General features: G+C 47.7%; 21 protein-coding genes. 11 read left to right on the top strand and 10 right to left on the bottom strand.

Going from position 1 to position 26,551, the window contains the following annotated elements; translation table 11 throughout:
• Positions 1-63: 63 nt before the first annotated feature.
• The gene (locus L9P36_RS04275; RefSeq protein ID WP_237465209.1) at positions 64-723 is read right to left on the bottom strand and encodes an HAD family hydrolase; all 660 of its coding nucleotides are present in this window, start codon (positions 721-723) and stop codon (positions 64-66) included.
• 40 nt (positions 724-763) lie between these two features.
• Positions 764-1,705 carry a 23S rRNA pseudouridine(955/2504/2580) synthase RluC gene (gene rluC / locus L9P36_RS04270; RefSeq protein ID WP_237465208.1) on the bottom strand — a complete coding sequence of 314 codons (942 nt, stop codon included), beginning with the start codon at positions 1,703-1,705 and terminating at the stop codon, positions 764-766.
• A gap of 467 nt (positions 1,706-2,172) precedes the next feature.
• Between rluC and rne the strand changes: the two genes are divergently transcribed.
• Entirely contained in the window at positions 2,173-5,433 is a 3,261-nt protein-coding gene (gene rne / locus L9P36_RS04265; protein ID WP_237465207.1) for a ribonuclease E, read from the top strand.
• A gap of 238 nt (positions 5,434-5,671) precedes the next feature.
• On the top strand, positions 5,672-7,228 hold the full coding sequence (locus tag L9P36_RS04260; RefSeq protein WP_237465206.1) for a SulP family inorganic anion transporter: 1,557 nt from the start codon (positions 5,672-5,674) through the stop codon (positions 7,226-7,228).
• 221 nt (positions 7,229-7,449) lie between these two features.
• On the opposite strand, the gene gyrA is transcribed toward L9P36_RS04260, so the two are convergent.
• Positions 7,450-10,113, bottom strand: coding sequence for a DNA topoisomerase (ATP-hydrolyzing) subunit A (gene gyrA, locus L9P36_RS04255; protein ID WP_237465205.1), 2,664 nt, complete (start codon positions 10,111-10,113; stop codon positions 7,450-7,452).
• 309 nt (positions 10,114-10,422) lie between these two features.
• Here gyrA and ubiG point away from each other — a divergent pair, with 309 nt between their 5' ends.
• From ubiG to L9P36_RS04225, 6 genes are all read left to right on the top strand, one after another.
• Complete coding sequence (gene ubiG, locus L9P36_RS04250) at positions 10,423-11,151, top strand: bifunctional 2-polyprenyl-6-hydroxyphenol methylase/3-demethylubiquinol 3-O-methyltransferase UbiG (protein ID WP_237465204.1); 729 nt, start codon at positions 10,423-10,425, stop codon at positions 11,149-11,151.
• Between the two features lie 44 nt (positions 11,152-11,195).
• Complete coding sequence (locus L9P36_RS04245; RefSeq protein ID WP_237465203.1) at positions 11,196-11,867, top strand: HAD family hydrolase; 672 nt, start codon at positions 11,196-11,198, stop codon at positions 11,865-11,867.
• Between the two features lie 388 nt (positions 11,868-12,255).
• Entirely contained in the window at positions 12,256-14,529 is a 2,274-nt protein-coding gene (gene nrdA / locus L9P36_RS04240) for a class 1a ribonucleoside-diphosphate reductase subunit alpha (RefSeq protein ID WP_237465202.1), read from the top strand.
• Between the two features lie 53 nt (positions 14,530-14,582).
• A complete protein-coding gene (nrdB, locus tag L9P36_RS04235; RefSeq protein WP_237467855.1) occupies positions 14,583-15,716 on the top strand; it encodes a class Ia ribonucleoside-diphosphate reductase subunit beta in 1,134 nt (377 codons plus the stop codon).
• Complete coding sequence (gene yfaE / locus L9P36_RS04230; RefSeq protein ID WP_237465201.1) at positions 15,716-15,997, top strand: class I ribonucleotide reductase maintenance protein YfaE; 282 nt, start codon at positions 15,716-15,718, stop codon at positions 15,995-15,997. The genes nrdB and yfaE overlap by 1 nt, the downstream gene beginning before the upstream one ends.
• 218 nt (positions 15,998-16,215) lie before the next feature.
• Positions 16,216-16,728 carry a hypothetical protein gene (locus L9P36_RS04225; protein ID WP_237465200.1) on the top strand — a complete coding sequence of 171 codons (513 nt, stop codon included), beginning with the start codon at positions 16,216-16,218 and terminating at the stop codon, positions 16,726-16,728.
• Here L9P36_RS04225 and L9P36_RS04220 read toward each other — a convergent pair.
• Entirely contained in the window at positions 16,670-17,926 is a 1,257-nt protein-coding gene (locus L9P36_RS04220; RefSeq protein ID WP_237465199.1) for a CinA family nicotinamide mononucleotide deamidase-related protein, read from the bottom strand. The two genes, L9P36_RS04225 and L9P36_RS04220, sit on opposite strands and share 59 nt — an antisense overlap.
• 287 nt (positions 17,927-18,213) lie before the next feature.
• Between L9P36_RS04220 and L9P36_RS04215 the strand changes: the two genes are divergently transcribed.
• Together L9P36_RS04215 and L9P36_RS04210 are read left to right on the top strand one after the other, a co-directional pair.
• On the top strand, positions 18,214-19,407 hold the full coding sequence (locus tag L9P36_RS04215) for an aromatic amino acid transport family protein (protein WP_237465198.1): 1,194 nt from the start codon (positions 18,214-18,216) through the stop codon (positions 19,405-19,407).
• A gap of 246 nt (positions 19,408-19,653) precedes the next feature.
• Positions 19,654-20,481, top strand: coding sequence for a DUF3943 domain-containing protein (locus L9P36_RS04210; RefSeq protein WP_435532761.1), 828 nt, complete (start codon positions 19,654-19,656; stop codon positions 20,479-20,481).
• 87 nt (positions 20,482-20,568) lie between these two features.
• On the opposite strand, the gene L9P36_RS04205 is transcribed toward L9P36_RS04210, so the two are convergent.
• On the bottom strand, positions 20,569-21,021 hold the full coding sequence (locus L9P36_RS04205; protein ID WP_237465196.1) for an L-alanine exporter AlaE: 453 nt from the start codon (positions 21,019-21,021) through the stop codon (positions 20,569-20,571).
• 222 nt (positions 21,022-21,243) lie between these two features.
• Here L9P36_RS04205 and L9P36_RS04200 point away from each other — a divergent pair, with 222 nt between their 5' ends.
• Positions 21,244-21,834: a UPF0149 family protein gene (locus L9P36_RS04200; RefSeq protein ID WP_237465195.1), complete on the top strand. Its 591-nt coding sequence runs from the start codon at positions 21,244-21,246 to the stop codon at positions 21,832-21,834.
• 77 nt (positions 21,835-21,911) lie between these two features.
• On the opposite strand, the gene nadA is transcribed toward L9P36_RS04200, so the two are convergent.
• The 5 genes from nadA to tolB all read right to left on the bottom strand — a co-directional run bounded on the left by nadA (position 21,912) and on the right by tolB (position 26,545).
• A complete protein-coding gene (nadA, locus tag L9P36_RS04195; protein WP_237465194.1) occupies positions 21,912-22,979 on the bottom strand; it encodes a quinolinate synthase NadA in 1,068 nt (355 codons plus the stop codon).
• 249 nt (positions 22,980-23,228) lie between these two features.
• A complete protein-coding gene (gene pal, locus L9P36_RS04190; protein WP_237465193.1) occupies positions 23,229-23,729 on the bottom strand; it encodes a peptidoglycan-associated lipoprotein Pal in 501 nt (166 codons plus the stop codon).
• A 175-nt stretch (positions 23,730-23,904) separates the two neighbouring features.
• Complete coding sequence (gene ybgF / locus L9P36_RS04185) at positions 23,905-24,633, bottom strand: tol-pal system protein YbgF (protein ID WP_237465192.1); 729 nt, start codon at positions 24,631-24,633, stop codon at positions 23,905-23,907.
• 19 nt (positions 24,634-24,652) lie between these two features.
• A complete protein-coding gene (gene pal / locus L9P36_RS04180) occupies positions 24,653-25,144 on the bottom strand; it encodes a peptidoglycan-associated lipoprotein Pal (protein WP_237465191.1) in 492 nt (163 codons plus the stop codon).
• Positions 25,145-25,177: 33 nt separating this feature from the next.
• Positions 25,178-26,545, bottom strand: a complete 1,368-nt coding sequence (gene tolB / locus L9P36_RS04175) for a Tol-Pal system beta propeller repeat protein TolB (protein WP_237465190.1) — start codon at positions 26,543-26,545, stop codon at positions 25,178-25,180.
• Between the last annotated feature and the right edge of the window lie 6 nt (positions 26,546-26,551).

Raw genomic sequence — 26,551 nt, 5'->3', positions numbered from 1 at the left:
ACAAAAAGCACGCCAAAGCGTGCTTTTTGTGTTTGATGACTCATGCAATAAAGTAGCGAAATATCAAGGCTGGCCCAGCAGCAAAGCCTGCAGCTGTTCCATATCATCGACAATCGCCTTAGGTGAAAAATCAGCCAGTGCTTCAGCGCTATCAATGCCCCAGGTCACCGCAATGGTATCCATGCCAGCATTTTTTCCAAGCGCCATATCGTGCACACTATCGCCCACCAGTACCACATCTGAACGATTTAAATTGAGCTCTTTTAATAGCTCTTCAATCATTCGAGGATCTGGTTTTGACGCTGTTTCATCACCGCAGCGAGATGCATCAAAGTAGTGACCAATCCCGGTTTCAACAAATGCACGGTTGAGCCCCAAACGGGATTTACCGGTCGCCACAGCCATAGTTAAACGTGCCTCTAGCAAATGCTGAAGCAGGCTTTCTGACGGTGGAAATAATACTGCAGGGACTTCACAACGATGATTAAATTGCTCACGATATTCACGCAGCCATGCATCACGTTGCGACTCATCAGCAGATGGAAAAAGACGGGAGAAGATGCGATCCAAACTCAAACCAATACCAGACTGTAACTCAGCATCAGAATGCTTGGCTAAACCAGCAACCTCACTAGCAGCTGCAAGGCATGCAACAATTCGTGGTACTGAGTTCATCAAAGTACCATCCCAATCAAAAATAACGGCTTTATACGGCAATGCCATTGTCTTTCTCCTTGACTACGATGCAGCCAAACTACTTGATTTAGCGTAAATAGGTCAATGCTGCCTGCAACATTGCATCCATCGGTGCGTCAACTGTTTGTGACTCGCCCGTTGCTGGATGCACAAAATTGATGCGATGCGCATGCAAAAATAAACGATTCAAACCACTTGGCCCCACCAAGGCATCAAACCGAGGGTCGCCGTAGCGGTCATCCCATGCAATGGGATGTCCCTGATACTGGGTATGCACACGAATTTGATGGGTTCGGCCCGTCACTGGGCTTGCTTCAAGTAAGGTCGCTTTTTTGCCAAAGGCTTCAATCACTTTAAATAGTGTTTTTGAAGGCTTACCCTGACGATTCACACGCACAATACTGTTCACTTCATTTTTCAAAAGCGGTGCATCCACTTGTCGCCATTTGCTCAGCCATTCACCAGCGACTAAGGCGTAATAAAATTTACGCACTGTTTTTTCACGAAATTGCGCTTGTAGATGGCGTAGTGCTGAACGTTTTTTAGCAATCAATAGCAATCCTGATGTATCGCGGTCGATGCGGTGTACCAACTCTAAAAATTTTTGCTCTGGACGCAGTGCACGCATCGCTTCAATGGCACCAAATTTCAAACCACTACCACCATGCACGGCAATACCTGATGGTTTATTTAAAATCAGCAGATGCTCATCTTCATAAACAATGCAGTGTTCAAGCTTGGCCACTTGATTGAGTTTGGTACTTACAGGCGCGACTTGTTCTTGCTCCGGTACATGCACCGGCGGAATTCGGACACAATCTCCAGCGGCTAATTTATATTCAGGTTTAATTCTTTTTTTGTTCACCCGAACTTCACCCTTACGCACAATTCGATAAATCATGCTTTTTGGGACCTGTTTAAGCTGGTTACGAAGAAAGTTATCAATTCGTTGACCGGCCATATCTTCGTCAATATCGACGAATTGAACGTGAGGCTTATCTTGATTCATAAATTAAAGTCTAACATGGCAACAAAGTGCATTGCCGCAAAAAAGTGTCCCTGCTATTATTGCGCCTTGGGTGGATGACCACCTACAGTTATTTTTGTGAATAAGGTACACACATCTTACTCACAGCAAAAGCAACAGAAAAATACCACCACTGATAATGCGCAGCACAGGGCGTAAGACGACAGATCAGTGGCCCATGCTTTTGCAACTCAACGAACAGATTTATAAGTGTTAACGGTTGCCGATTATTTTATGGCCACAGACCGCTTAACCCATGACTTAGCGTAATACAAAATACGCTCAACAATGTGATGCGACCTGGTCGAACGGTAGATTACCGCCGCCCTAGCGCGCCTCTGTATTTCCAGCCGGGAGGCTGCACCGATTCAGACTCGAGGCCTGGCACACTTATAAGCTGCTCTCGTTGCGCTTGCAAAGCGAAACAATGACAACGAGAAAAATACACAATGAAAAGAATGTTGATCAACGCAACTCAAAAAGAGGAGTTGCGCGTCGCATTAGTCGATGGTCAGCGCTTATACGATCTTGATATCGAAAGCCCAGGCCATGATTCTAAAAAATCAAACATCTATAAAGGCCGCGTCACACGCATCGAACCAAGTCTAGAAGCAGCATTTGTGGACTATGGTGCAGAACGCCACGGCTTCCTTCCCCTGAAAGAGATTGCCCGCGAATACTACCCAGAAGAGCTATTGCAAAAACTTCATGGTCATCGCAACCAACGTCCAAATATCAAAGATATTTTGACTGAAGGGCAAGAAGTGATCGTGCAAATCGAAAAAGAGGAGCGCGGGAACAAAGGGGCCGCACTGAACACTCATATCTCACTGGCAGGTAGCTATTTGGTATTGATGCCAAATAAACCTAGCTCAAGTGGTATCTCACGCCGTATCGAAGGCGAAGATCGCACCCAACTAAAAGAGATTGTGAACAACCTTGAAGTGCCACAGGGCATGGGTTTGATTGTTCGCACTGCCTGTGTGGGTAAAACCCAAGAAGAGCTTGAGTGGGATTTAAAACTACTGCTCAACCATTGGTATGCGATTAAAGAAGAAGCCGATAAGAAACAAGCACCTTTCTTGATTCACCAAGAAAGTAATGTGATTGTTCGCTCCGTACGTGATTATCTACGCCACGATATCGGTGAAATCATCATCGATAGTCCAAAAGCATACGACCGTATTTTGAAGCATATCCAATTGGTGCGTCCTGATTTCGCCGATCGCGTCAAACGTCACGAATTTGATACGCCGCTGTTCAATCACTACCAGATTGAAAGCCAAATCGAATCTGCTTTCCAGCGTGAAGTTCGCCTACCATCTGGCGGCTCCATTGTGATCGATCCAACTGAAGCGTTGACTTCAATTGATATCAACTCATCACGCGCCACCAAAGGCAAAGATATCGAAGAAACTGCGCTACATACCAACCTTGAAGCAGCCGACGAAATTGCACGTCAATTGCGTTTGCGCGACCTCGGTGGCTTGGTGGTGATCGATTTTATCGATATGAACCCAGTGCGTAACCAACGTGAAGTAGAACGTCGTCTACACGAAGCCGTTCGCCAAGATCGAGCAAAAGTGCGCATCGGCCGTATTTCACGCTTTGGTTTGCTTGAAATGTCACGTGAGCGTTTGAGCCCATCACTTCAAGAAGCCAGCCACCATATCTGTCCTCGCTGTAGCGGTACCGGTGTGGTTCGTGATAACGAATCTTTGTCATTGTCTGTCCTTCGTTTGATTGAAGAGGAAGCGCTCAAAGAAAACACGGCGCAAGTCGTTGCGATTGTGCCAGTGGCCATCGCCTCGTACCTACTCAACGAAAAACGTCGCGCGATTCAATATATCGAGCGTAAATACCAAAACACCCGTGTGATTGTGGTACCAAGCGCTGATAAAGAAACACCGAACTTTGAAGTCATTCGCGTTCGTGATGGTGAGCAGCTTGATCTCCTGTCATACATGCTGCCGCAACATGTGGACTCTCTGAAAGAAGCAGAGCAGCCGCAGGAAGAAGCCAAAGCACGTACTGCGGCGCGCAAACGTGAAGAGCCTGCGTTGTCTGGTTTTGCTGCGCCATCAACCCCTGCGCCAGTGATCGCCCAAGCGCCACGCCCAGAGAAGAAAGTTGCGCAAAACAACAAACAAGAGAAGAAACAACCAGGCCTATTGAGCCGCATTGGTGCCTTCTTCGCTTCGCTCTTTGGCAGCAAAGAGGAAGAGAGCAACAACAAACAGCGTCAAAACCGTCAAGGTCGTGATAATCGCAATGGCCGTGATAATCGCCGCAACAACCGTGACAATCGTCGCCGTCGTGGTCAGCAAAATCGCCAACGTGATGAAAAAGAGTTGGTTAATGAGCAACCACAAGACGCACAACAAACGCAAAAACCTGAGCGTCAAGATCGTCGTCGCAATGACCGTCAACGTAACACTGATCGTCCAAACGAGCGTAAAGATCGCCGAGGCAAACGTCCTCAGCAAGAAGCTGCGGTTGAAACTGCAACTGTTGCAACTGAAGTTGTTGAAACCAAAGCGGTAGAAAACAAACGCAAAGAAGCACCAGTTAAAGCAGAGAAAGCGGTACCAAAACAGCGTCGTCAACGTCGTCAACTTGAAAAACCAGTTCGTCCAAATGACACCCGTCAATTTGCGCCAGCAGACGAAAGTCGTGAGCTAGACAATGCCGCAGGTGAAAACCAATCGGTACAAAACAATGCAGTTCAAGGCAACGAACAGCCAAAAGAGCAAGGCCAACGTCGCAACCGTCGTACACCACGTCATTTGCGTGCAAGTGGTCAACGTCGTCGTCGTGAACGTCGTCCACAACGTCCAATGCTAGGCGGTGTTGCAAGCCCTGAAATGGCAATGGGTAAAGTGTGGAGCCGTGTTGCGCCAAGTTTGCCAGTTGAAACGTCTATTGAAATTGCTGCGCCAGCTGTTGTTGATACACCAGTAGCAATTGAAGCGCCTATCGCGAAGCAAAATACAATGCTAAGCGGTGTTGCGATGCCTGAAATGGCCATGGGTAAAGTACAACCACTTCGTACCAGCAAAGCGATTGTCACTGAAACCACTGTGGATGCGCCTGTCATGAAAGCGCCAGCCAAGGTTGCAACTGAAGCAAAACCTGTTGCTGACAAAGTTGTTGAAGCGAAGCTTGCAGAAGCAAAAGCGCGTGTTCAGGCTCAAGCCAGCGCACCGATGATGGCACCTGCACCAATTATCGAAACTGCAGAAGTTGCCGCATCGGTCGTAGAAACAGCTGTAGCTGAAACACCTGTGGTTCAAGCTCCTGTTGCTGAGAGCACTCGCGTTGAAAATGCGGTGCCAGAAAAGCAAGCCGATGTCACGGTTAACCCAGTGACAGAGACTGCACAGGAAACTGTAAAACCTGCGCAAGTGATCAAAGGTTACGCAACCGCAGCAATGACCAAAGCAAGTGCGCCAGAAGCCGATGCCCAAGTGATTGAAGTGGCACATGCAGCGTTCCGTACGCCGCAAGTGACTTTGGTTGCTGGTAGTCAAGCTGCGACGCTACATGCGCAAGCTGATATGGCAAAAGCGCAAGCACCTGCTGAAGCATCAGAAGAACTCGCTGTTGCAACAGCAGCCTTCCGCGAACCAGCGCAAGCCAACGCTGCTGGCAGCCATAGTGCGACGCACCATGCTACAGCGGTAATGACCAAAGCTGTTAGTGCAGAATAATATTCGTGATGTAACCATTCCATCACTGAATTGATATAACAAAAAAGCCACGCAATGCGTGGCTTTTTTATTTTTCCTTAAAGACCAATAAAACTGCATGCAATTCCCATTTTTCAAACAGTTAGATAATTAATTTGAACTCGAAAGATTTGAACTGGCTCACATGTTTCGGTAGTATTCGCCCCTTCATAAATTGAACACCCTTTCAACAATTTGCTTACAGCAGGGATAAAGTTGCATGTTTGAATCCCCTACCTTTTCACGACAATCGGTGAAAAACGACGTTTTGTCCGGACTTACCGTTGCCCTCGCATTGGTTCCGGAAGCCGTTGCATTTGCCTTTGTTGCCAAAGTTGATCCTATGATTGGCCTCTATGCGGCTTTTATCATGGGCTTTGTGACCTCATTAATTGGTGGCCGCCCAGGCATGATCTCTGGCGCCACCGGCGCGATGGCCGTACTGATGACCTCTTTGGTGCTAAGCCATGGCGTTGAGTATCTTTTTGCCGCCGTCGCACTCACAGGTCTTCTACAAATCTTTGCCGGTATTTTCCGCTTAGGGAAATTTATTCGCATCGTCCCGCACCCTGTGATGATCGGCTTTGTGAATGGTTTGGCCATTGTGATTTTCTTGGCCCAACTGGACCAATTTAAAGTGCAAGACAGCAGTGGCGCAGGCCAATGGCTGCAAGATGGTCAGCTCTATTTGATGCTGGCACTGGTTGCTTTAACTATGGCGATCATCTACTTCCTACCTAAATTAACCAAAGCGGTCCCTTCATCTTTAGTCGCCATTTTAGCGGTCACTGCACTGGTGATTGGTTTTGATTTAGATACCCGCAACGTCATCGATTTTGTTCGTGGCATGACCGGCAATGAAGCAGCAACGCTGGCAGGCTCCCTACCAAGCTTTCATATTCCAAGCGTGCCACTAAGCTTTGAAACCCTTTATGTGATTTTGCCCTACGCAGTGTTGATGGCAGCGGTTGGTTTGATTGAGTCACTACTCACACTCACCGTCGTCGATGAAATGACGGGCACCCGTGGTCGCGGCAACAAAGAGTGTATTGGCCAAGGCGTTGCAAACGCAACCTGCTCTGTCTTTGGTGCCATGGGCGGCTGCGCCATGATTGGTCAGTCAATGATTAACATCAACTCAGGTGGTCGCTCACGCTTATCAGGGGTTACCGCAGCACTGGCACTGCTGGCCTTTATTTTGTTTGGCTCTGCTTTTATTGAACGCATTCCGCTTGCCGCACTGGTTGGGGTGATGTTTATGGTGGTCATTGGCACCTTTGAGTGGGCCACTTTCAAATTGGCTCGTCGCGTTCCTAAGCGTGATTTTTTTGTGATCATCTTGGTCACTGCGGTCACGGTCTATAAGGATTTGGCGATTGCTGTACTCGTTGGGGTGATTGCATCCGCATTGATGTTTGCATGGGATCATGCACGTCATATCTATGCGGCAAGTCGCACCGATGAAAAAGGGATCAAGATCTACCAAATCCATGGTCCTTTGTTCTTTGGCTCTACTGCGAACTTTCTAGAGCTTTTCTCAGCGCCAACCGATCCAGCTGAAGTGATTATTGATTTTGCGCACTCTCGTGTTGCCGATCTTTCCGCGATTGAGGCCATCGAAACCCTTGCTGAGCGCTACACCAAGCTCGGCAAAAAAGTGCACCTTCGCCATCTCAGCCCAGATTGTCGTGCGCTACTCACCAGAGCAGGCAGCTTGGTTGAGATCAATCACCTTGAAGATCCAAGCTATAAAGTAGCAGCTGATACGCTCGGCTAATACAATCATCGTCTTTCTTCAAACAACCACCAATGCCATAGGTGTTGTTTAGAAATGACAGCAAAGCCAGCATTTTTGCTGGCTTTTTTGTGCTTATATGACTGTTATATGTCTTAGGCAAAGCAGCCATTGAAGCCAAATTCAAAATCAGGGCATAAAAAAACGCAGCCTATGGCTGCGTTTTTTACGACATCAATGTAGCTGATTTCTACAGAAATCAATTACTCTTCTTCTGATGTATCTTGGTCTTCAACAGGTGGCAGTGCATTGTCAGCCGCTGCTGTCATTTCAGCTTCATCCAACTCACCTTCAACCAATTCGGTCTCTTCTGGTTCATCGATGCGCTGAAGCGCCACCACTTTTTCATCACCTGTGGTGCGAATCAAACGAACACCTTGGGTATTACGGCCAACACGGCTGACTTCAGCAACACGTGTACGAACCAAAATACCGCCGTTGGTGATCATCATAAACTCGTCACCTTCTTCGGTTTGAACTGCGCCAACCACCAGACCGTTACGGTCAGAAACCTTGATCGAAACTACGCCTTGGGTACCACGGCTCTTCGCTGGGTACTCTTCCAGTGCAGTGCGCTTACCATAACCATTTTCGGTCACGGTCAACACATCACCCTCATTATGAGGCACGATCAGAGATACAACGCGATCGCCCGTTGCCAGTTTCATACCACGCACACCGGCAGCAGTACGACCCATGGCGCGAACGCCACCTTTGCTATTGCCTTCTTCATCAACCACAGGGCTTTCAAAGAAGCGAACCACTTTACCTTGCGCAGAGAACAACATGATGTCGTTTTCACCATTGGTGATATCCACACCAATCAGCTCATCACCATCACGAAGATTCACAGCGATAATGCCGGCGCTACGTGGACGACTAAAGTCAGTCAGAGGCGTCTTCTTCACCGTACCATCAGCGGTTGCCATAAAGATAAACTTATCGGCTTCGTATTCGCGAACCGGCAGAATAGCCGTCACGCGCTCATCCGCTTCAAGTGGCAACAAGTTGACGATCGGCTTACCACGCGCGGTGCGTGATGCCAATGGCAATTGATAAGTTTTCAGCCAGTAGAGTCGACCACGGCTTGAGAAGCAAAGAATGGTGTCATGGGTATTGGCCACCAGCAAACGTTCGATGAAGTCTTCTTCCTTCATCTTCGTTGCGGCTTTACCTTTACCACCACGACGCTGCGCTTCGTAATCAGCCAATGGCTGATATTTCACATAACCTTCATGTGAAAGGGTCACAACCACATCTTCTTGGTTGATCAGATCTTCGATATCAATATCAGCTGTTGCTGCTGTAATTTCGGTACGGCGCACATCGTTAAAGCTATCGCGAACCACTTCAAGCTCTTCGCGAATCACTTCCATCAAACGAACGGCGCTACCCAAAATCTTCAACAGCTCTTCGATTTGACCCAATAGATCTTTGTACTCGTCGAGAATCTTCTCGTGCTCAAGACCTGTCAGTTTGTGCAAACGCAGATCAAGGATCGCTTGTGCTTGTTGCTCAGTCAGGAAGTACTGACCATCGCGAATACCAAAGTTTTCTTCGAGCCATTCTGGACGCGCAGCATCCACACCAGCACGCTCTAGCATCGCCGCAACATTACCCAGATCCCAACCACGCGCAATCAGCGCTTGGCGTGCATCTGCAGGTGTTGCCGCATTGCGAACCAATTCAATGATTTCGTCAATGTTGACCAGCGCAATTGCCAAACCTTCAAGGATATGGGCGCGCTCACGCGCTTTGCGCAATTCAAAAATGGTTCGACGTGTCACCACTTCACGGCGGTGGTTGACGAAGCACTTCAACATGTCTTTGAGGTTAAACACGCGTGGCTGGTTGTTTTCCAACGCCACCATGTTGATACCAAATGAGGTTTGTAGCTGAGTCTGTGCGTACAGGTTGTTAAGTACAACTTCACCCACAGCATCACGCTTACACTCGATCACAATACGCATACCGTCTTTGTCAGACTCATCGCGAAGGGCACTGATGCCTTCCACTTTTTTGTCTTTCACAAGCTCGGCGATCTTTTCAATCAAGCGCGCTTTGTTCACTTGGTAAGGGATCTCAGTGACAATAATGGTTTCTTTACCATGCTTGTCAGCTTCGATTTCAGCACGGGCACGGAGGTAAATTTTACCGCGGCCAGTGCGATAGGCATCCTCAATCCCTTTACGGCCGTTAATCATTGCCGCAGTTGGGAAATCAGGCCCTGGAATATGGGTCATCAACTCTTCAACGGTGATCGCTTCGTTGTCCATAAAGGCCAAACAGCCATTGATCACTTCGCCAAGGTTGTGCGGCGGAATATTGGTCGCCATACCCACGGCAATACCAGAAGAACCATTCACCAATAGGTTTGGAATCTTCGTTGGTAGTACCTCAGGAATTTGCTCTGTACCGTCATAGTTGGGGACATAGTCCACCGTTTCTTTTTCAAGGTCAGCAAGCAATTCGTGGGCAATTTTCGCCATGCGCACTTCGGTGTAACGCATCGCCGCCGCAGAGTCGCCATCGATAGAACCAAAGTTACCTTGGCCATCGACCAGCATATAACGCAGCGAGAATGGCTGCGCCATACGAACAATTGTGTCATAGACGGCACTATCACCATGCGGGTGATATTTACCGATCACATCGCCCACCACACGGGCTGATTTTTTATAGGCCTTGTTCCAATCGTTCCCCAGTACATTCATCGCAAATAGAACGCGACGGTGAACTGGCTTCAGGCCATCACGCGCATCAGGAAGAGCACGACCAACGATAACTGACATCGCATAGTCGAGATATGAACCTTTCAGCTCTTCCTCAATGTTGACTGGCGTGATCTCTCTAGCAAGATCGCTCATAGAGCCAATTTCCTTCCGTATTATTGGTGTCGTTATGAATCCCTGTTTAAACCGCGTTCAGCGTCAAAATCACGCTTTTGCACAGTTGGGTCTCAAGTCGCCACAGGACGCATGAATATATCACAAATCACCCTTAGGACGCACGGCAAAAGTGCGCACAAAGGCGATTTGACGCAGCTTGAAGTGATTTGCGTCGAATAGATCACATTGGTGATTCCCTGCAACAAATCGCGTACTTACATGTCCACGTTTTTCTTTTGCTACAAAGCCATATATGCTGAACAAAAATAGAAAATGAGACCCCCACTGATGACCCAGTCCTCCGCTCAAACCAACGCCCACAATGTTGATCCTCAAGAAATCGCTAAATTTGAAGCCATGGCCAGTACTTGGTGGGATTTAGATGGGGAATTTAAACCGCTACACCAAATTAACCCGCTGCGCCGTGATTATATTGCAACGCGAAGTGGTGGCCTTGCTGGCAAAAAAGTGCTCGATGTCGGCTGCGGTGGTGGTATTTTGGCGGAAAGCCTGGCCAAACTTGGCGCTGAGGTGACAGGTCTTGATATGGGCGCTGCGCCGCTCACGGTCGCTCGCGCCCATGCCAAGTTAGCGGGTTTATCCATCGACTATATTCAATCGCCCGTCGAAGTACATGCACAAAGCCATGCCGCGCAATATGACGTGGTGACCTGTATGGAGATGTTAGAGCATGTCCCAGATCCCGCTTCCGTGATTGCCGCCTGTGCTCAGTTGGTCAAACCCAGCGGTCAGGTGTTTTTCTCCACCCTCAATCGTAATTTAAAATCTTGGCTTTTTGCCATTGCCGGCGCCGAGCATCTGCTCAAGATTGTACCCAAAGGCACCCACGACTATGACAAGTTTATCCGCCCTTCGGAGCTAATGGCGATGGTGGATCAAACCCCACTGCGCGAGCGCCATATCACAGGGCTACACTACAACCCGCTCAGCCAAACCTATCGTTTGGGTGACGACGTCTCCGTCAACTATATTTTGCATACAGAGCGACGCGACTAAAGGTCGCCATTTCCCCTTTGTTATGTTGAGCATAAGGAGCTTGCATGCCACGCGCAGTCTTTTTTGATTTAGATGGCACCTTACTGGATACCGCGCCAGATATGGCGCTCGCGGCGAATTTGGTTCTCGCAGATTATGACTTGCCGCCGCTCAGTGAGCAGCACATTCAAGCCAATACCAGCCTTGGCCCACACGGTTTACTCGGGGCTGGATTTGCGACCTTGCCGCCAGCCAAACTGCAAGCGCTCAGTGAAACCATTATTCGCGAACAATTTTTGCGCTACTACAGCCAAAATCTATGTGTTGGCACCCAGCTTTACCAAGGCGTTGTGGAACTGCTTGAGCAGCTCAATCAAGCCAACATCTGCTGGGGCATTGTCACCAACAAACCGCGCGATCTCACTGAGCCTTTATTGGCACAATTTTTACCACTGACACAGCACCATATTTTGGTCTGTGCCGATGATTTGCCGCGTGCCAAACCACACCCCGACCAGCTCAACCATGTCTGTCAGCAATTAGCGCTTAATCCCGCTGATTGCTTTTATGTCGGCGATATTCAAAACGATATTATTGCCGCCAAGGGCGCAGGCATGGCCCCAATCGTGGCAGGCTGGGGTTACACCGACGGCGCGCTCAATGATGCGCAGCATTGGCATCAAGCGCAAGTAGCCAACAGCCCTGCACAAGTATGGCACTACCTCAGTCAAGATTGATCCATCTCTCAATCTCAATCAATGGCTCACAGCGATGTCCAAAGTGAGCCCTTCTTTTGAAAAGTAACAACAAACATTTTTTTTTGTGATCTCGGTTTACGGCCCTTGGCAAATTACGCTAAAGTCCGCCCCCGCTTAGGATTGTTCAAAAGCCATGGATTGATGATTTTTATCTAACTGGATAGAACATCAGCACCCTTAGCCTGAAGGCACAAAAATGTCTTTGATGCAAGTCAAAAAGCCCCTTGAAAAATACGGCCAACAACACTATCTTGTCCCCCATCAACAGAAAAAACACAACATATAGTGTTTTCAACTTCAAAGGGAAGCTAGCCGCCACAACGCAAAGCCTCGCGTTTATAGGTCGCTAGCGATAGGAAACGTGTCCATGCAGCAACTTTCAGTAACCAAACGTGATGGCCGCCAAGAGCCCATCGATCTGGAAAAAATCCACCGCGTGATCACTTGGGCGGCAGAGGATCTTGAAAATGTCTCTGTCTCACAGGTTGAACTTAAATCACACATTCAATTTTATGATGGGATTAAAACCGAAGATATTCATGAAACCATCATTAAATCCGCGGCAGATTTGATCTCAGAAGAGAGCCCAGACTACCAATATCTTGCTGCGCGTTTGGCCATTTTCCACCTTCGCAAAAAAGCCTACGGCCAATTTGAGCCACCGAAGCTATTTGACCAAGTCAGCAAAATGGTTGCTGCTGGCAAGTATGATGCGCACTTGCTTGAAGACTACAGCGAAGAAGAGTTCGCGACCATGGACAACTTTATTGACCATTGGCGTGATATGAACTTCTCCTACGCCGCAGTAAAGCAACTTGAAGGGAAGTACCTGGTACAAAACCGCGTCACTGGTGAGATTTATGAAAGTGCCCAGTTCCTTTATATTCTGGTTGCCGCTTGCCTATTCGCAAAATATCCAAAAGAAACGCGCCTTGATTATATTCAACGTTTCTACGATGCGGTTTCACAATTTAAAATCTCACTCCCAACGCCAATTATGTCTGGCGTGCGCACCCCAACCCGTCAGTTCAGCTCCTGCGTACTGATTGAGTGTGACGACAGCCTCGATTCAATCAATGCCACTGCCAGCTCAGTGGTTCGCTATGTCTCACAACGTGCAGGCATTGGTATCAATGCGGGTCGTATTCGTGCGCTTGGTAGTGAAATTCGTGGTGGTGAAGCCTTCCATACCGGCTGTATTCCATTCTACAAATACTTCCAAACAGCAGTGAAATGTTGCTCTCAAGGCGGCGTTCGCGGCGGTGCAGCCACTGTGTTCTACCCAATTTGGCACGGTGAAGTTGAATCACTGTTGGTATTGAAAAACAACCGTGGTGTGGAAGAAAACCGCGTACGTCACATGGACTACGGCGTTCAAATTAACAAATTGATGTACCAACGCCTGATCAAAGGCGAGAACATTTCTCTGTTCTCTCCATCAGATGTTCCTGGGCTATATGATGCATTCTTCGCTGATCAAGCTGAATTTGAGCGTCTATATGCACAATATGAAGCAGATAGCAGCATTCGTCGTCGCAGCATTAAAGCCGTTGAGTTGTTCTCACTGCTAATGCAAGAGCGCGCTTCAACTGGCCGTATCTACATTCAAAACGTGGATCACTGTAATACACACAGCCCGTTTGATGCCAAGGTTGCACCGATTCGTCAATCCAACCTGTGCATGGAAATTGCGCTGCCTACCAAGCCGCTAAACAATGTTGATGATGCCAATGGCGAAATCGCCCTGTGTACGCTTTCTGCGTTCAACTTGGGTGCCATTGAAAACTTGGACGAGCTTGAAGAGATGGCTGAACTTACCGTTCGCGCCCTTGATTCACTACTGGATTATCAAGACTATCCATTGGCTGCAGCGCGCCGCGCAACCATGAATCGCCGTACCTTAGGTGTGGGTGTGATCAACTACGCCTACTACCTAGCGAAACATGGCGTGCGCTACTCAGATGGCAGTGCCAACAACCTGACGCACCAAGCTTTTGAAGCGATTCAATACTACCTATTGAAAGCCTCTGTGGCCTTGGCCAAAGAGTATGGTGCTTGTCCTGCGTTTAATGAAACAACTTACGCACAAGGCATTTTGCCAATTGATACCTATAAGAAGGATTTGGACGCGATTTGCGACAATACCTTGCATTACGATTGGGAAACCCTACGGACTGAGATTCAAACCCATGGTCTGCGTAACTCAACATTGACAGCGCTGATGCCTTCTGAGACCTCTTCACAGATCTCAAATGCAACCAACGGTATTGAGCCACCACGTGGCTATGTGTCAGTCAAAGCATCAAAAGATGGCATCTTGAAGCAGGTAGTGCCAGAGCTAAATCGCTATAAAGACAACTACCAATTGTTGTGGTCACTGGGCAGTAACGAAGGTTACCTCCAACTTGTGGGCATTATGCAAAAATTTGTCGACCAGTCGATTTCAGCCAATACCGCGTACGACCCAAGCATCTTTGAAACCGGCAAAGTACCGATGAAAGCGATGCTCAAAGATCTACTGACCGCTTATAAATTGGGCGTTAAAACCCTGTACTATCACAACACCCGTGATGGTGCGGATGATGCACAAAACGACCTAGCTGCAGCCGACGATTGTGCTGGCGGCGCTTGTAAAATCTAATTTTTCGAATGGGGCGAATGCCCCATTCTTGCTTGCTTTTTTCTGAGGTGGATATGGCTTACAGCACCTTTACTCGCACTAAAAACGATCAACTCAAAGAGCCGATGTTCTTTGGCCAATCGGTCAACGTCGCCCGTTATGATCAACAAAAACACCCTATTTTTGAAAAGTTGATTGAAAAACAACTATCTTTCTTCTGGCGCCCTGAAGAGGTGGATGTATCGCAAGATCGCATCGACTACAATGCGCTGCCTGATCATGAAAAACATATTTTCATCAGCAACCTTAAATACCAAACACTGCTTGATTCCATTCAAGGCCGCAGCCCAAACGTGGCGCTCTTGCCTCTGGTATCACTGCCTGAGCTAGAAACTTGGATTGAGACTTGGTCTTTCTCTGAGACCATTCACTCACGCTCTTATACCCATATCATTCGTAACATCGTCAACAACCCATCCATTGTGTTTGATGACATCGTCACCAATGAACATATTCTTGAGCGTGCCAAAGATATTGCGGGCTACTATGACGATCTCATTGAAGCCACCAACCTCTACCATCTCTATGGTGAAGGCAAACACGAAATCAAAGGCGAGACCGTTCGCATCAATCTGTTTGAGCTCAAGAAAAAGCTCTATCTTTGTTTGATGTCGGTAAATGCACTAGAAGCGATTCGCTTCTACGTTAGCTTTGCTTGCTCCTTTGCTTTTGCTGAGCGCGAGCTCATGGAAGGCAACGCCAAAATCATCAAACTGATTGCGCGTGATGAAGCGCTGCATCTTACCAGTACCCAGCATATGCTGAACTTAATGCGCACCGGTCAAGACGATCCAGAAATGGCTATCGTGGCCGCGCAAGTCGAGCAGCAATGCTTCGATCTCTTTAAAGATGCCGCAGAGCAGGAAAAAGAGTGGGCTGAGTACCTGTTCAAAGATGGCTCAATGATTGGTCTGAACAAAAATATTCTGTGTCAGTACATTGAATACATCACCAACCTGCGCATGCAAGCTGTGGGGCTAAAATCTGCTTATCCAGAGTCCACCAGCAATCCAATTCCTTGGATTAACACTTGGTTGAGCTCTGATAACGTGCAAGTTGCACCGCAAGAAGTGGAGATCAGCTCCTACCTTGTGGGTCAAATTGACACCGATATGAGCTCTGATGATCTCGGTGATTTTGAGCTCTAATGAAGATTGAATTTGAGCAGCAGACTGTTGCGCTTAGCAATCCTAAGCTGTCGATTTTAGACAACTTAGAGCAAGCGGGATTTGAGCTTGAATACCACTGCCGTGAAGGCGTATGCGGTGCTTGTCGCTGCCAGCTGCAATCAGGTGACGTCGAGCTGATGCAAACACCCCTAGCATTTACTATGCCGGGGGAGATTTTGCCCTGTATCTCACGTGCCAAAAGCACGCTGCGTTTGCAGTTTCAACGCACCCTCAGTAAAAAGCTCGATAAGGTAAGTTAACTCAAATTCACTTTTAAAAATCGCCAAAGCATTGGCGAAAATCGTCAAAAAGGCAGCAATGTGCTGCCTTTTTTAACTGGCCCTTCACCAAGGAAAACGTGAAGGTCAAAGCAACTTTTTAATTTATCAATAAAATCAATTCCGTACCCTATCAAGCGCACAGAAGCTCGCAACAAAAGCATGGACACTAAAGCAAAGAACAAGCAATGGAGGTGGTCATGTATGAATTGGGAATTTTGCTTTATCACACCCCGATGATCTGGCAAGCGGAAATGAGCCCTGAGATGGCGGCAGAGTTTTCACTTGAGCCCGATATCGCGGTGAGCTTAAAAGAGCTCAAACGCATCAGTCAGCGACAAATCCTATTGGCCTATCGCGACAAACAAGATCTGCGCGCCCTTCATCAACAGACTCTGCAAACCACCAATAGTGTCATTTATGGCGCCGGTATCGGTTTTCGTCAAAGCGCGGGAGAAGTGATCAAAACTGTACGAAAGATTTGCGGGCAGATCGTGCGTTTTCGCGGCTACCTGCGCTTTCATCAAGCCATTGCCGCTGCAGAAAATGGTTTTGCACTCAAGCTCAATCGTAATGGCGATTATTCAACAAAAATGCGCTATCACAATCATCGACAGCGCATCATTATTGAGAACGAAGTGCCCTTTGCGGAGCTCAAATATGGTTGGGTGATTGATCGCAGTGCGCTACCGGCGGTAGATGAATGTCATTAATCCGTTGCAGCGACTCAAACTGCCCAAACATCGGCCGCTCACTGTAATAGCGGCGCAACATATCTAGCACCACGGTCGCCGCCATTTTTCGCCAATCCTCAAAACCATACTGACGACGCGGTTGCAAATGTTGACCAAAATCCCCAGTTGGCGTTGCGATCGCCACCGTGATATCACCTTCATGCGATGGACCGATAGCCAAACCGATATCACTGCCGGTGCGCTCTTTTGCCGCCGTTGCCAAGGCCAAAGCCGCCGCCAGTGGATTTTGCTCTGCTAGCGTCAGCGGCGTATCTTGCGGCAAAACCCACGCCTGATTGAGGTTTTTACGCAGCGCAATATGGCTCGTCAGCCACTGGGCTAAGTAGCCGCCACTAAATTGCTCTGCTACGCCAAGACGGCACTGCGGCTGTTTTTCGGCAATTAAAAGCGCTAGCTGAGTGAGCAAATCATGGTTTTGCCCCACTAAATTATCGCCTAACCGGCGTGCAATTTGCTGCTCCACAATGGTGCGCGCCTGACCATCAGGACCAAATAATTTGACCTCGATAAATGGCAACGCTGAGCGATAGCCCAAGGTATAGGACGGCGGCAGACCTAAATCAGAAAAAGTTTGCTCCAATCCAGACTCAGACAGACCAAAGCTATAAAAACGCGAACAATAATGGTTGGTTGGGGTAAGTCTCTGACTTAAACGCGGCAGCACCTGCTGCTCCACCATTTTAAAAAATTCATGGGGTACACCCGGGGTAAAGAAAAACCAGCAGCCCTGTACCAAGTGAGCATAACCGCAAGCAGTTCCCACTGGGTTATCAAGCAGCTCTGCCCCTTCAGGCAACAAAGCTTGTTTAATATTGGCTGGAGGCATCTCCCGCCCCATCGCAGCATAGCGCTGACGCAAGGTCGTTAGCCAATGCTGGTTTTGCAGCAAAGGTAAGGAAAATGCTTCTGCAAAGGCAAGCGTACTATTGTCATCACTGGTTGGCCCAAGACCACCATTGACAATCACCACATCAAATTCAGTGGCCATCTGCGCCATCACAGCAGAAAGATCGCTTAAGCCATCCCCCACAGTGACACGTCGTGATAGTGGAAAACCCGACTCATAGAGCAGCTGACTTAACCATGCAGCATTGGTATCTGTGATATCTCCATGAAGTACCTCTTCACCGGTACTGAGCATGGCCAAACGTCCCATGATGTCGAATCCTTGCAGCAAAAAAACGACCCCATTTTTACCATAAAAGCGCATGCATGTCTGATGCTTTTCACTGCGCCTTATCACCCTTTATGAATGCATAAAATTTAAAGGATACATCTCGTGTAATTATTTATTTACGAGCATTTTATTTTGTAAATCGTAAATTACAGTGGACTTTCTTTTACAACTTTCATAAGGTGCACAATCACAGGGATTTATCTAAACAATTTCAGTTTTAGCAAACAATCCAACCAGAATGTACACTTTTTATGACAGGATGTTTCATGATTAGCAGTAAAACCTTTGGCAGTACCCTGATCATCGCTGGCACCACCATAGGCGCAGGAATGGTTGCGCTACCCATCGCCTCCGCTGGCCTTGGTTTTGGTACCGCGAGTTTAGTAATGCTCGGCCTTTGGTGCCTCACCAGCTATACCGCTCTGCTGATGGTTGAGGCGCATCAACACGCACCGCAAACAGCCACGCTGCATACCCTTTCTACTCAGTTTTTAGGCCGTTATGGTGCCTTGCTTGCAACATTTGCTACCCTGTTTTTGTTTTATGCCCTATGCGCTGCTTATATCGCAGGTAGCAGCGATCAACTCGCCCATAAACTCAGTGGCCAATGGCAACTTACGCCGCAATGGTGCGCGGTCATCGTGACCTTGTTGGTGGGTGCTATTGTCAGTCGTGGCGCGCAAGGTGTGGACTGGGTCAATCGTATTCTCTTTACAGCCAAATTAATTGCTTTGGTGGTGATGCTAAGCCTTCTCACACCAAACATCACCGGAGGTGCGCTACTTGAGCGCCCTGTCGCACAAGGCTTTGTCATCGCCTCACTGCCTGTGATTTTCACCTCTTTTGGTTTTCACGGCAGTATTCCATCTATCGTGCGCTATGTTGGCATTGAGCCGACGCGCCTGAAACGCATCTTCATTTGTGGCTCTGCGTTGCCTTTGGTGGTGTATATATTGTGGCAAATGGCCAGCCATGGCGTGCTCAGCCAAAACGACTTGATGAATAGCAAATCATCCAGTGAACTGGTGACCATGCTGAGCGCTGTATTAACCTCGCCTCGCGTCAGTCAAGCAGTAAGCATTTTTATTGACTTAGCACTGGCCACCTCATTTCTAGGTGTGAGTTTGGGGCTTTTTGATTTTCTTCGCGATCGCATTGGTGCCGATAACCGTCGCTTTGGCCGAACCATAGCTGCTGTACTGACCTTTGCGCCGCCACTGTGCTTTGCCCTCTTTTACCCAAAAGGCTTTGCTATGGCGCTGGGCTACGCCGCGATTGCACTCGCAATACTCGCCATTTTTATGCCGGTGGCACTGGTTTACCAAGCGCGAAAACTCAATTGCGATAGTTATCAAGTCCGCGGTGGCAACTTGGCATTAATCATCGTTACCCTTGCGGGTATTGCGATTGTTGGCTCGCAATTATTGCAAATGGCGAAGCTCATTCCTGCCGTGGGTTAATGGCTGTAGCGCATCGTTCATGTGCGTCTGAGATAAAAAGTGTGCATTTGGCACACTTTTTTTTGTGCCATCCCCACAGTTGACAGAAAAATTGAGAGAGAAGATGTAAGACCACTTGCGATTTCGTTGAAAATTTGGATACTTACGCGAGCATTTTTTAGCCCGCCTAACCTTCCTATTGATGGAGTTTTTGTGAAAGCACGATTTTTATTGCCTTTGTGTGCTGCATTTATTGCACCACAGACAATGGCTTATAGCTCGGTTTCTGTTGATGATCGCCTTGATCAAAACTGTGACACCCGTTACAGCTTGTACTGCCCAGAGCTTCCCAGCTTTCAATATGAACAACCTGAGACCATTGATAGCTTGGCGGTTGAGCCGCAAGATACGCTACCTCGCTATCTTGTGACCTCTGAAGAGACCGATTTTGACTACGTCAAAGAACAGACCTATACCATTTTAGGCTTGAGCGTGAGCACTGTTGCCTTGATGACACTGCTCCCTGAAAGCTTTACCAACTGGGACTCAGAGGATCGCTCTTTTTCCAACTTAGGTAAAAAGTGGAAAGATAACGTCAAAGCCGGCCCAGTTTGGGACAAAGATGACCATGTCCTGAACTATATTGCGCACCCATACTTTGGCGGTGTTTATTACACCGTCGCCCGCCATGCTGGCTATAACGAATTCCAATCCTTTGGTTACTCTTTCATCATGTCGACCTTCTTCTGGGAATATGGTGTTGAGTCCTTTGCTGAAGTGCCATCTATTCAAGATATTATCGTGACACCTTTTTGGGGTGCCGTGGTCGGTGAATGGATGTATCAAACCGAGCTTGATATTGTTGCCAATGGCGGTGAAGTGCTTGGCAGCGAATGGCTAGGGAGCACCAGCTTGTTCTTCTTAAACCCTGTGGGTCATATCCATTGGTGGGTTACAGATATTTGGCGTGACAACAGCGTGTCACTGACATACAACCCATGGTTTGACAACCAAGAGTTTGCTGAGCAAGCCTATAAAATGGGTGTAGAAGAGTACGATGAGTTCGTCGGTTTGAAATTTAGCTTCCGCTTCTAAACTTTCACTTCTAAACAGCCGAATCACAGCAATCTAAAAAGCCAAGTTGTTTGTAACTTGGCTTTTTTATTACCTGATTTTTTTGATTTAGTGAAGTGGTTCAATGTGCAGCGCTGATGCACCAAACCATCGACGACAGCGGTCTAAAAAGAGCCCATAGGCCACGCCAAGCAAGCTACAAACTACCGCGTTGATCAGCACCGCCATCACCACCTGCGACGGCGCTGCGCCGATACTCAGTAAGATCAAGGCATACACAGGCGATTGAAAGGTGACAAAAGCACATAGATCGGCCATTTGCATCGCATAAGGATGGCTAAAATGTTTCGCTTGGCGCATCCAGGCATCGCGATAACAACCATAGGGCCAAGCAATCAGTAAATTCACAGGGATCGCCAGTAATCGCGACGACAAAGATTGCTGAAAGCTCAAGCCTGAAATCAGCACTTCAATCGCCATGCCGGTGACAAAACAAAAGACCACCATGGCAAACATATCGGCAGCAATGCCACGCGCACGAAGAGAGAATAACTGCGTCATTTTCTATCCCTAGATAAAACAACTAACAATCTAAATTGAGATTGATATTTTTACGAATTAAATCATTAAACATGCAGTTTATGGTGTTGATTTATTATTCTTTTTTCTATTTTTCATCCAGTTATCGGTTATTTATCACCATTTAATTCGGTGTTTTCTTTCCTCGTGTCCAAACCCGTGCCCTGTTACACTTAGCGCAACATTTTGTGAATGAGTTATCCCATGACCACACTTTCTGACTTTGTTCAGCAACCAGAATTACAACAACAGCTGCTTTCCGAATCGCAAATTCACGGGGTGATCACCGCACTGGCTTGCGCGCCGCATCCTATTGATCCACAGGAGTGGTTTTCTCTACTATGGGGCGGCGAGGAGCAATCCCCTTTTACCTCCAGTGAAGCGCTTGAGCAGTTTGCCAACCTTATCGTGCAATTGTGGAATGAAAATCGCGCCACATTGCTTCAGGGACAATGGCAGTGGCCAGAAAGCTGCGCCTTAGATGAAGAAGCCTTGATCAACGATGAAACCCAAGCCTTTGCTGAAGGCTTTTTGCAAGGCTGGCAGATTTGCCAAGATGATTGGTATAACCTCATTGGTGAAAGCGAAGCCACCAACCAAATGGTGGGCGGTTGCTTACTCGCCTTTAGCCTGTTTTGTGAGCCTCAGGCTGCAATTAACGAGCTGGTAAGCCAAGGCATTGAAAATGTGGATGAGCAGTTCCACGAGCTCTTTCAATCCACGCCAGAGCTGCTCAATGGCCTGACCTATCTTGGGCAGCAATTGGTGGACGCAGCGCAAGATAGCGACCAATAATCGCATCAGCCATCCACAAAAAAACCGAAGCCTGTGCTTCGGTTTTTTTATGCAAATAAGTTATCGAGGAGAAAACCTTAGGCGTTGCCCTGCACCTTCATTTTAAGTTCAGCTGCAAAGTTGAGCATGCGATTAAGTGGCACTAAAGCTTTATCGCGAAGCTTGGCATCAACATGGATTTCATGCGCCACACCACCCTGCTCAAGCGCTGTTTGAATCGCCTTAAGACCATTCATTGCCATCCAAGGACAGTGCGCACAGCTTCGACAAGTCGCGCCATTACCCGCCGTTGGCGCTTCATACAATGTTTTTTCAGGCACCGCTTGCTGCATTTTATAGAAGATGCCTTTATCCGTGGCTACAATCAGCTTTTGTTGCGGCAGTGCTTTAGCCGCAGCAATGAGCTGGCTGGTTGAGCCAACCGCATCCGCCATTTGCACCACACTGGCTGGCGATTCTGGGTGAACCAAAATGGCAGCATCCGGATGTAGCGCTTTCATCTCACGCAATGCTTTGGCCGAGAATTCATCATGCACCACACACTCACCTTGCCAAAGCAGCATGTCGGCGCCCGTTTGTTTTGCTATATAGCTACCTAGATGGCGATCTGGCCCCCAGATAATCGATTTCTCTTCACTATCTAGATGTTCGACAATTTCAAGGGCAATGCTTGAAGTCACGATCCAATCTGCGCGCGCTTTAACCGCTGCAGAAGTGTTGGCATAAACCACCACGGTATGCTCTGGATGCGCATCACAAAATGCAGTGAACGCCGCTTCAGGACAGCCCAAATCTAAGGAGCATTCAGCGCCTAAATCTGGCATCAGCACCGTTTTTTCTGGGGTTAGTATTTTTGCCGTTTCCCCCATAAAGCGAACCCCAGCCACAATTAAAGTGGTCGCAGGATGCTCGTTACCAAAACGCGCCATTTCCAAAGAATCAGCCACGCAGCCACCAGTAGCTTCGGCAAGCGCTTGAATCTCAGGATCGGTGTAGTAGTGGGCAACTAAAACTGCATTTTTCTCGAGCAAAAGACGCTTAATATCGGTGATATGTTCTGCTTTTTGCTGCTCAGATAGCTTGGCGGGTTTTGGTGGAAATGGGTAAATCGTTTGCGATGGTGCTGGTACTATGTGCTGGCTCATTCCTTTGCCTATGGTCTTTAGCGATGCTCGTGCGATTATACACTGCCTCAGGCGCGAATTTCACCATCTCGGTGGTTTTACCGACAAATTTCCCCTTTCATGTTCAGGCGACATCAATGCGTGGCACCTTGCGCAAGGCACGCTAGTTCAGCAAGTTTAAACAAAAACGGTGACCCTCAGGCCACCGTTTTTTTGCAATCCCTCATCCCATGGATAGGCATTACATTCATTCAATTGTTCAATACGCAATTAGTATACGATTACTGCGCGACGGTTTTGCGCGTAAGCTTTTGCATTTTGACCAAGAACGAGTGGTTTCTCTTCACCGTAGCTAACGATAGAAAGCTGCGCGCTTGGAACACCTAGGCTTTGTAGGTAGGCAACAACTGCTTTTGCACGACGCTCGCCAAGTGCGATGTTGTACTCAGGCGTACCGCGCTCATCTGCGTGACCTTCAACAGTCACATTTACGTTTGGATAAGCTTTCAAAAATTCAGCGTGTGCAGCAAGCATGTTTGCATACTCAGGTTGAATTTCTGCGTTATCGAACGCAAAGAATACAGTGTTGGTTTGAGACAATTCAGCAATCATTTCCGCTTCAGTTGGTACAACTGACTCTTCAACAATTGTCACTTGCTCAGTGTTTTCAGTTGTGCCAGTTGCAGTTGTATCTTCAGTTGTTGAACAAGCTGCAAGCGTCATTACTGGTAGCGCAATCGCTAGGCCCTTAAAAAATTTAGAAAGTTGCATGATATTTCCTTGTATTCCTTTAAACGCGATTCGTTGCAAGCATCAATCAGTTCGCTTGTAACGCTCACTATTCTACACCGATATTCGGCTTAAAAATTCAAAATACTAGATAAACCTATCCAGTATTTTGTACTCAAATTTACCATCTATCCTGCTGCAAATGAATGACTCAACACTATTTCAGTTTAGCGAGCGCTTCTTTTGCTTGTTTTGCTGTGGCACTTTCTGGATATTGGCTGACCACTTGCTGTAAATATTGTTTGGCTTTGCCTTTATCACTACTGCGATAAATCAAACCCAGCTTCAATAATGAATCAGCACGTTTGGATGATTGCGCATCATTAACCACGGATTGGAAGTGCGCAACCGCAGACTGCCCCTGACCTTTGGCAAAGTAAATTTGCCCTAACCAGTAGTGCGCGTTACTGCTGTAGCTTGATTTTGGATAATCCTTTAGAAATTGATTAAAGGCCTGAATTGCACCATCAAAATCTTTTTTCTCAAGCACCAATGCAACCGCATGGTCATAGGATTCATTTTCCGACAAGTTACTGCTGTAGTTACCCGCTGGCGTTTCAGTTTTTGCTGCTGCCGCTGGCGCTTGTTGGCTGAGCTGATCCAACTCACGGTAGAGATCGCGCTGACGATCCACCACTTGTTTCAGTTGGTAAGAGTTCTGCTCAACCATACCACGAAGCTGATCCACTTCGCCGGAAAGCTGTTGTAGTTGACGCTGCATATCAAGTTGAACTTGATTGCGCGCTTCCAATAAGCGCTCAATGCGCTCAAGGCTTGAGCCTGACGTTCCTGTTACATCCGTAACCGGTGCTGGTGCGGCGACCACAGGGGTCGCCGCACTCATCAGTAACGCCAAGACAAGCGGCTGTCTTTTGTTACTTTTCATCTTTTTGCCTAATCGTCGATTAGTATGCAATCACACCGCGACGGTTTTTCGCGTATGCTGCATCGCCTTGACCTAGAACTAGCGGCTTCAATTCACCATAGCTTACGATTGAAAGCTGCGCACTTGGTACACCGAGGCTTTGAAGGTATGCAACAACGGCTTTTGCACGGCGCTCGCCAAGGGCAACATTGTACTCAGGGGTGCCGCGCTCATCAGCGTGACCTTCAATGATAACATTCACATCTGGATATGCTTTCAAAAAATCAGCGTGCGCTGCAAGCATATTTGCATATTCTGGCTGAATTTCTGCATTGTCAAATGCAAAAAATACTGTATTGGTTTGAGATAGTTGCTCGATAAGCTCTTGCTTAGTTGGCTGTTGTACAATCTCAGTTTTAGGAGTGTCAACCACTGGTGGCTGCTCTTCAGGTTTCTCAGTGTTAGTACAAGCTGCTAGTGCCAATACTGGTAGCGCAATCGCCAATCCCTTGAAAAATTTAGAAAGTTGCATGTTGTTTCCTTATATTGCTTTAAACGCGATACGTTACAAGAACGGTGACCATGCTGGTGCGCGAACACGACCATTGGTTGCTGGTAAGCGAGCCTTGAAACGTCCATCAATGGACACCAAAGAGAGCACATTGTTTTTGCCATAAACGGAGCTATAGATAATCATAGTGCCATTCGGAGCAATACTTGGTGACTCGTCTAAGAGCGTCTTAGTTAAAATCTGGACAGCGCTGGTGCCTGAACTTTCGTCTAGACTTTGCTTCGCGAGATTAAAGCCACCCGCATTACGATTCACCATCACCATATATTGACCATCAGGTGTAATCTGACCGCCTTGGTTCTGGCTACCTTCCCAAGTTAATCTACGGGTCTGTCCGTCCGCTAAATTTACTTGATAAATTTGAGGTTGACCACCCCGGTCCGAGGTGAAGATAAGAGACTTTCCGTCTGGATCCCAAAATGCTTCGGTATTGTTTGCACGACCATGCGTGACTTGGGTCAACTTCTTGGTTTTTAAATCTAAAATATAGATTTGCAAGCTCCCACTTTTAGATAAAACCATGGCCAGCTTGCTGCCATCTGGTGAGAACTGTGGCGAACCATTGTGGCGCGGAAATGATGAAACCAATTCACGTTTGCCACTGTAGAGGTCTTGAATAAAAAGCTGTGAGCGGCGGTTTTCAAAGCTCACATAGGCCAATTTTCGACCATCTGGTGACCAGGCTGGTGACATGATTGGCTCGCGCGATTGCACCACCAAACGCTCGTTGTAACCATCATAATCGGCAACGCGCAATTGGTAAGGATAACGCGCGCGATCATCCACCACGACATAAGCAATATGGGTACGAAACGCCCCACGAATGCCTGTCAGTTCTTCAAACACGAGATCCGAAATACGGTGGGCATAGGTGCGCGCCTGCTTATTGGGCAAATCGCGCACAATGTTGTTGAGCAGAACATGGTCACGCACCGTAGTGGTAGTGCCATCAGCCGCTACTTCTGTGGTTTGCCCGCCGGTATTTTTGCCGCGAACCGCATCAATCAGCTGATAATGCACGGTATAGTTACCATCGGCTTGCTGGGTAATTTTACCCGTGACGATGGCGTCAATACCGCGATCAGTCCACTCGGAAAAATTAATATACTGATCAGGATATGGAGTACGCGGTAAATTACTTGTTGCCACTGGGCTAAAGTAACCACTGCGCTGCAGATCCATGGCGACGATTTTCGCAATGTCCTGAGTCATCGGCTTGGTGCCTTCAAACTGGAATGGCACCACGGCAATAGGACGCGCTGAATCAACCCCCTTGGTAATGACGATTTCCAATTCAGCATGGGCTTGAAGTGCAAACATGCTTATCAGCAATACCCATGGTTTTAACCAATGCTTTAACATCGTGGT

Origin of the sequence: Vibrio stylophorae, assembly GCF_921293875.1 — a bacterium.
GTDB lineage: Bacteria > Pseudomonadota > Gammaproteobacteria > Enterobacterales > Vibrionaceae > Vibrio_A > Vibrio_A stylophorae.
The sequence above is the reverse complement of the archived record's forward strand: the minus strand, read 5'-3'. Positions and strand labels throughout refer to the sequence as shown.

Excerpts from the sequence above, each read along its gene's own strand:
- ubiG (WP_237465204.1), top strand. The coding sequence starts at position 10,423 with ATGACCCAGTCCTCCGCTCAAACCAACGCCCACAATGTTGATCCTCAA.
- L9P36_RS04215 (WP_237465198.1), top strand. The coding sequence starts at position 18,214 with ATGATTAGCAGTAAAACCTTTGGCAGTACCCTGATCATCGCTGGCACC.
- rne (WP_237465207.1), top strand. The coding sequence starts at position 2,173 with ATGAAAAGAATGTTGATCAACGCAACTCAAAAAGAGGAGTTGCGCGTC.
- pal (WP_237465193.1), bottom strand. The coding sequence starts at position 23,729 with ATGCAACTTTCTAAATTTTTTAAGGGCCTAGCGATTGCGCTACCAGTA.
- yfaE (WP_237465201.1), top strand. The coding sequence starts at position 15,716 with ATGAAGATTGAATTTGAGCAGCAGACTGTTGCGCTTAGCAATCCTAAG.
- ybgF (WP_237465192.1), bottom strand. The coding sequence starts at position 24,633 with ATGAAAAGTAACAAAAGACAGCCGCTTGTCTTGGCGTTACTGATGAGT.
- L9P36_RS04275 (WP_237465209.1), bottom strand. The coding sequence starts at position 723 with ATGGCATTGCCGTATAAAGCCGTTATTTTTGATTGGGATGGTACTTTG.
- L9P36_RS04210 (WP_435532761.1), top strand. The coding sequence starts at position 19,654 with ATGGCTTATAGCTCGGTTTCTGTTGATGATCGCCTTGATCAAAACTGT.
- rluC (WP_237465208.1), bottom strand. The coding sequence starts at position 1,705 with ATGAATCAAGATAAGCCTCACGTTCAATTCGTCGATATTGACGAAGAT.
- nrdB (WP_237467855.1), top strand. The coding sequence starts at position 14,583 with ATGGCTTACAGCACCTTTACTCGCACTAAAAACGATCAACTCAAAGAG.
- nadA (WP_237465194.1), bottom strand. The coding sequence starts at position 22,979 with ATGAGCCAGCACATAGTACCAGCACCATCGCAAACGATTTACCCATTT.
- L9P36_RS04245 (WP_237465203.1), top strand. The coding sequence starts at position 11,196 with ATGCCACGCGCAGTCTTTTTTGATTTAGATGGCACCTTACTGGATACC.
- gyrA (WP_237465205.1), bottom strand. The coding sequence starts at position 10,113 with ATGAGCGATCTTGCTAGAGAGATCACGCCAGTCAACATTGAGGAAGAG.
- L9P36_RS04225 (WP_237465200.1), top strand. The coding sequence starts at position 16,216 with ATGTATGAATTGGGAATTTTGCTTTATCACACCCCGATGATCTGGCAA.
- L9P36_RS04260 (WP_237465206.1), top strand. The coding sequence starts at position 5,672 with ATGTTTGAATCCCCTACCTTTTCACGACAATCGGTGAAAAACGACGTT.
- nrdA (WP_237465202.1), top strand. The coding sequence starts at position 12,256 with ATGCAGCAACTTTCAGTAACCAAACGTGATGGCCGCCAAGAGCCCATC.
- L9P36_RS04205 (WP_237465196.1), bottom strand. The coding sequence starts at position 21,021 with ATGACGCAGTTATTCTCTCTTCGTGCGCGTGGCATTGCTGCCGATATG.
- L9P36_RS04200 (WP_237465195.1), top strand. The coding sequence starts at position 21,244 with ATGACCACACTTTCTGACTTTGTTCAGCAACCAGAATTACAACAACAG.
- pal (WP_237465191.1), bottom strand. The coding sequence starts at position 25,144 with ATGCAACTTTCTAAATTTTTCAAGGGATTGGCGATTGCGCTACCAGTA.
- L9P36_RS04220 (WP_237465199.1), bottom strand. The coding sequence starts at position 17,926 with ATGGGACGTTTGGCCATGCTCAGTACCGGTGAAGAGGTACTTCATGGA.
- tolB (WP_237465190.1), bottom strand. The coding sequence starts at position 26,545 with ATGTTAAAGCATTGGTTAAAACCATGGGTATTGCTGATAAGCATGTTT.